Origin of the sequence: Mesorhizobium sp. M7A.F.Ca.MR.362.00.0.0 (genome assembly GCF_004023175.1) — a bacterium.
Taxonomy (GTDB): domain Bacteria; phylum Pseudomonadota; class Alphaproteobacteria; order Rhizobiales; family Rhizobiaceae; genus Mesorhizobium.
The window spans coordinates 1-5619 of record NZ_RZTF01000213.1 but is presented as its reverse complement, the minus strand read 5'-3'; the positions used below and the strand labels follow the sequence as shown (position 1 = coordinate 5619).

Annotated in this window: 5 protein-coding genes; 4 read left to right on the top strand and 1 reads right to left on the bottom strand. The window is 62.9% G+C overall.

Annotated features, from left to right (window positions below; genetic code table 11):
- From EOC06_RS23095 to EOC06_RS23080, 4 genes are all read left to right on the top strand, one after another.
- Nucleotides 1-871, top strand: an 871-nt coding sequence (locus tag EOC06_RS23095) for a type II secretion system F family protein (protein WP_245469941.1), incomplete at its 5' end; no start/stop codon positions are given.
- Between the two features lie 134 nt (nt 872-1005).
- Nucleotides 1006-1827, top strand: a complete 822-nt coding sequence (locus tag EOC06_RS23090) for a hypothetical protein (RefSeq protein ID WP_128308876.1) — start codon at nt 1006-1008, stop codon at nt 1825-1827.
- Nucleotides 1828-2012: 185 nt separating this feature from the next.
- Nucleotides 2013-2483, top strand: coding sequence for a hypothetical protein (locus tag EOC06_RS23085; RefSeq protein WP_128308875.1), 471 nt, complete (start codon nt 2013-2015; stop codon nt 2481-2483).
- A gap of 160 nt (nt 2484-2643) precedes the next feature.
- Nucleotides 2644-3819, top strand: a complete 1176-nt coding sequence (locus tag EOC06_RS23080; protein ID WP_128308874.1) for a GGDEF domain-containing protein — start codon at nt 2644-2646, stop codon at nt 3817-3819.
- Here EOC06_RS23080 and gcvP read toward each other — a convergent pair.
- Nucleotides 3820-5619 (bottom strand): aminomethyl-transferring glycine dehydrogenase (gene gcvP, locus EOC06_RS23075; protein ID WP_128308873.1); only part of this gene is annotated, 1800 nt, incomplete at its 5' end.

The window sequence follows — 5619 nt, the reverse complement described above, 5'->3', positions numbered from 1 at the left end:
TGCCTGGCCTGTTGTCATGGCGAAGGGCGACCGCAACGAGGTCATGCGCCGGCTCAGGGTCGACAACGGCCCCGTGGCCGCCAAACCAGAGCCGGTGCAGAAGAAGAATACCGGCGTCGTGCGCGAGAAGGCGGTGAAGCGGGCGCAGGAATTCTACGCCAGGAGCGATCCGGAAAATGTCGCCCGGCTGCGCATGAAGCTCATCCAGGCGGGCTACATGGAGCCGCGCGCTGTCGGCACGTTCTTCCTGATCCGGTTCAGCGCGATGATCGGCACGGCAATCGGCGTGTTTGTGCTCAACCGATGGATGGCCAGCCCGGACGCGACGATGGCCAGTCGCTGGACATTCGTCATCCTGTCGGGAGCGGCCGGCTATTTCCTGCCCGGCCTAATGTTGAGCCAGAAAGTGCGGGAACGCAGGCGTGAGTACCGCAACGGCTTTCCCGATTTCATGGACCTGATGATTGTCTGCTCGGATGCCGGCATGAGCATGGAGGCGGGCATAGAGCGCGTCTCCAAGGAACTCGCCAAGACCTATCCCGCGCTCAGCCAGAACCTGCAGCTGGTGTCGTTGGAGCTGAGGGCAGGGCGCAGCCTCGACGATGCGCTGAAGGCGCTCGCCGACCGCCTCAGCCTGGACGAGGTGCGTTCCTTCGCCACGCTGCTGCAGCAGTCCAAGGAACTCGGCACCAGCCTATCGGGGGCGCTGCGCGTCTTCTCCGACGACATGCGCCATAAGCGTATGTCGTTGGCCGAGGAAAAGGCGCACGCTCTGCCGGCCAAGATGTCGGTGCCGGTGGTGGTATGCATCCTGCCGGTGGTGCTGATGATCGCGGCCATTCCAGTCATCGTCAAAATGACGGCGCAATAGCATGATGCCGAAAACCGTGAGGCTTCGATTCGACCTGAAATCGTCCGGCTCTAGCGAGCGCCCCACAAAAGCCCTAGCAAGGGGACTGACAAACCATTGTTATGACCGTACTCGGCCTTGCAGGTGAAAAGTCCATGCTGTTGCGCACTCTCTTCCTCGGCCTTGCCGCAGCCAGCCTGTCGCCCGCTTGCGCCGTGGCCGACGATTGCGGCGATGCCGCCGCCCTGGTGCAGCAGGCCTACCCCAAAGCTCGAAAGAGCGCCGACGGCACCTCATTCACGCTCGAACCCCATTTCAGCATCGCCCTGACGGATGGCGACACGCCGTTTGGGTTGAGCTGCAAGATCTGGCCTGCCCATGACGACCTGCTGTTGGTAGCCGTGCCGCTGATCGACAGCGCCCAATCCAGCGACGACGGCCATGTCGGCGATATCGAGCTTCTGGTCGTCGACAGGAACAGCCTGCAGGTGCGCCAGCGCCTGCTCCAGCCGGGGCTGATCGCCGATGATGCCATCGCCATCCGCAAGATCGAGTTCGATACCGGCCGCTACAGGCTGGCGCCCGGGGTCATGGCCTTCGGCCTGCGCATCGAAATCGCGAACCATTCGCAGGCCAATCCCTTCAGCGAAACCGACCTGCGGCTTTATGTTCTCGCCGGCGATGCCCTGCGCCTGGTACTCGATGGCCTTGTCGTGGCCGGCAATGGCGGCGAGGGCGACACCAATTGCGCGGGATCCTTTCATTCGACCGAGGTCAGCCTGGCAATGAGCCCGACGAGCCATCACGGCTATCACGACATGGTCGCGCTCGAGCGGACGCAAACCGATGACCCGTCTCCCGACAAGGATGGCGAGTGCCAGTCCCATCCCGGCAAGCCGGTGAAACGGACCTACCGGCTGCGCTATGACGGCAACCGCTATCCGGTTCCCGAAGTACTCAAGGTCATGGGGCCGTGAAAGGCCGCTCGCTTCCTTGCTGCCGGGATTCTCTTAGGAATAGGTCTTCGTCTGGTGCCTGGTGGTTAATGACTGGTGTGCCCGAAGCCGAATTTTGGCGGCGTTTCGGCACCGAAGTTTAATCGCCGCTGATATATTGTGTTTCCTGAAGAACGACCCGGCAAATCGGGCGATGAGGCAGGGGCATGCGTCACAGTAATTTCACGGCAATGGCCGCAATGGCGGCCGTCTTGATGATGTCTGGCTGTACGACGAGTGGCGTCGACACCACCAAGACCACCGCCATCCAACCGGCGGCAAACGACACCGAAACCTCCGATCTGGCGCAAGGCAAGGCGCAGTTTCGCGACGCCAATTACGGCCTCGCCGAGAAGCACTTCCGCAAGGCCGTCGAGTTGAAAGCCGACAATGCGGAGGCCTGGATGGGGCTCGCCGCTTCCTATGATGAGCTCGGCCGCTTCGACTTCGCCGACCGAGCCTACGGCCAGCTTTTGAAGGTCGCCGGCCGCAAGCCGCAGATCGTCAACAATATGGGCTATTCGCAACTGCTGCGCGGCAATCGCAAGAAGGCCAAGGCGCTGCTGCTCGAAGCGAAGGTCGGCATGGCCGATCCAACAGTCGTCAACGCCAACCTCGCTCTCTTGAACAAGGGTTGATCTCGCATCCATGGGTCCGGTTTCGGGACACGTGCCATCGACGCTTTGTAAACCCTATCCGCAGGTTGCATCGATGGATTGCCTGAAAACCCGTATCTGAGGGCTGCCGCTGACTTAGAATGCAGCGCAACCGCCGACGCTCAAGAGGCCCTTGCCCGATATGCTGGACTTCAGTTCGCTCCTGCTCGCAGCCGCGCTGTCGGGCATATGCCTTAGCGTCACCATGTTTGCGATCTGGTTCACCGCGCCCAAGGCAGGTTTCGTGCTGACGGTTGCGTGCGGAATTCTGGTGCTCGTCGCGCATGTGATCCTGTTCTGGCGGTACACAAAGGATCCAGATCCACTGCTTTGTCAGATTGTGCTTGCGCTGCTCAGCCTGGGGTTCCTGATCATCTGCTCGTCGGCCATGCAATTTCTGGGGGTGCCCGGCTACGGACGCGCCGTTGCACCTGCGCTTGCCGCCATGGCCATTTGTGCCGTCGTGACCTTTATGGGCTTTGACGGCATTGGCTTCATAGTCACCTACACCACGGTGACGGCGCTGCTGTCGGCGATCGGCGCCATGTTCTGGATCAACGGCAGTCACGATCGCCGCATCCTTCTGGTGGTTTCGTTTCTGAGCGGCACCTGCGCGATGTCGTTTGCGCTTTGCGGCGTGGTTCTGCTGACCAAGGGGCAATGGACGCTCGGGGTTGCGCCCGACAACTGGGCCGAACGATTGAATTCCGTGGTGGCGGTCGCCTGCATGACCGGGCTCGGAGCATTGACGCTCTCCCTCCATCATCTGCAGGCGCAAATTGAACTCAAGGCCGAGACCATGACCGACCCGCTGACTGGGTTGCTGAACCGCCGGGCATTGACGTCGCTCTACGGCGAACGGAGTTTCGGTCCGTTCATGTCCATCGTCATGTTCGACCTCGACCATTTCAAGCGGACGAACGATGTCTACGGTCACCCAGTAGGGGATCAGGTCTTGTGCCGTTTTGCCGCCGTCATCAAGAAATATGCCCGGCCCGGCGTCGACGCTTTTCGCCTTGGCGGCGAGGAGTTCGCAATCGTCATGTCGCGGATGACGGATGAAAAGGCTTACGATCTCGCCAGCAAGATAGGCGTGGCGTTCGGCACCGAAATCGTCCCCACCCAGCTCGGCAAGTTGCGCAGCACGGTCAGCGGCGGCATCGGCTTTGGCGAGGCAAGCGGCAGCAGGCTGGACAACGTGCTCGCCGAGGCGGACGCGGCGCTCTATGCCGCCAAACGCGCCGGACGAAATTGCGTCATCAGCCGCAAGAGGATGGGCAAGGCCGAGCCGATCAAGCCGGCCTTGCGCTCAGCGTAATTACTCCGCGGCACCCAGATAATCCGACAGCGGCGGGCACGAGCAGACCAGGTTGCGGTCGCCGGCGACATTGTCGATGCGTGACACCGGGGGCCAGTACTTGGCTGCCGTGTCGGCGTCGCCGGCCGGATAGGCCGCTTCCAGGCGCGAGTAGGGATGGGTCCACTGGCCGGCCAGCGCCTCGGAGGCGGTGTGCGGCGCGTTGACCAGCGGATTGTCGGCCAAAGGCCATTCGCCCCTGGCGACTTTTGCTGCCTCTGCCGATATGGCGATCATCGCCTCGCAGAAGCGGTCGAGTTCCCGCTTGGGCTCGGACTCGGTCGGCTCCACCATCAGCGTGCCGGCAACCGGGAAGGACATGGTCGGCGCGTGAAAACCATAGTCGATCAAGCGCTTGGCGACATCGTCGACACTGATGCCTGCACTCTCCTTGAGCACGCGGGTGTCGAGGATGCATTCATGCGCGACGCGTCCCTGCCTGCCCTTGTAGAGCACCGGGAAATGCGCACCGAGCCGCGTCGCGATATAGTTGGCGGACAGGATCGCCGTTTCGGTCGCCTGCTTCAGGCCCGAGGCGCCCATCATGCGGATATACATCCAGGTGATCGGCAGGATCGAGGCGCTGCCGAAGGGGGCGGCGGAGACGGCGTGCGCCGAGCCTTCGGTGACATGGCCGGGCAAATACGGCTTCAAATGCGCCTTGACGCCGATCGGCCCGATGCCGGGTCCGCCGCCGCCATGCGGTATGCAGAAGGTCTTGTGCAGGTTCATGTGGCAGACATCGGCGCCAATGTCGCCGGGACGGGCAAGCCCGACCAGCGCGTTGAGGTTGGCACCGTCGAAATAGACCTGGCCGCCATGCTCATGGATCAGTGCGCAGAGATCGCGTGCGCCTTCCTCGAACACGCCATGCGTCGAGGGATAGGTGAACATCAGCGCCGCGAGATTTTGCGCATGCTCAGTCGCCTTGGCCTTCATGTCGTCCATGTCGATGTTGCCGTCTTCGGTGCAGCGCACGACGACGACGTTCATGCCGGCCATCGCCGCGCTCGCGGGATTGGTACCATGCGCCGAGGAGGGGATCAGGCAGACGGTGCGGTGGTTGTCGCCGCGTGAGCGGTGATAGCCGCGGATGGCGAGCAGGCCGGCATATTCACCCTGGCTCCCGGCATTGGGCTGCAAGGTGACGGCGTCGAAGCCGGTGATCTCCGACAGCCAGCCCTCCAGCTCACCGATCATGGCACGGTAGCCTGTCGAGTGCGCGGCCGGGGCGAAAGGGTGCAGATTGGCAATGCTCGGCCAACTCACCGGCATCATCTCGGCGGCGGCGTTGAGCTTCATGGTGCAGGACCCCAGCGGGATCATGGCGCGGTCGAGCGCCAGGTCCTTGTCGGCCAGCCGGCGCAGGAAGCGCATCATCTCGGTTTCCGACTTGTTTTCGTGGAAAACAGGCTGGGTCAGGAACTCCTTGCCGCGCGGCTTGCCGGGCACCGTGCTGTCGGCGGAGGCACCAGCCTTGGCGCCGAACAGGGCCGCGATTGCGTCGAGATCGGCCTCGGTCGAGGTTTCGTCGAAGGCAATGCCGATATGGTCGGCATCGACCGCACGCAGCAACCTGCCACCCTTTTCAGCCGCAGTGGCGATCGAAGCTGCCTTGCCCTTCACCTCGGCCGTCACCGTGTCGAAGCGGCTTGAACCGAGCACGGAGATACCTGCTGCTTTGAGCCCGGAGGCGAGACGATTGGCCAGCGTGTGGATGCGCCCGGCAATCGCCTGCAGCCCGACCGGGCCGTGCCAGAT

Excerpts from the sequence above, each read along its gene's own strand:
- EOC06_RS23085 (WP_128308875.1), top strand. The coding sequence starts at position 2,013 with ATGCGTCACAGTAATTTCACGGCAATGGCCGCAATGGCGGCCGTCTTG.
- EOC06_RS23080 (WP_128308874.1), top strand. The coding sequence starts at position 2,644 with ATGCTGGACTTCAGTTCGCTCCTGCTCGCAGCCGCGCTGTCGGGCATA.
- EOC06_RS23090 (WP_128308876.1), top strand. The coding sequence starts at position 1,006 with ATGCTGTTGCGCACTCTCTTCCTCGGCCTTGCCGCAGCCAGCCTGTCG.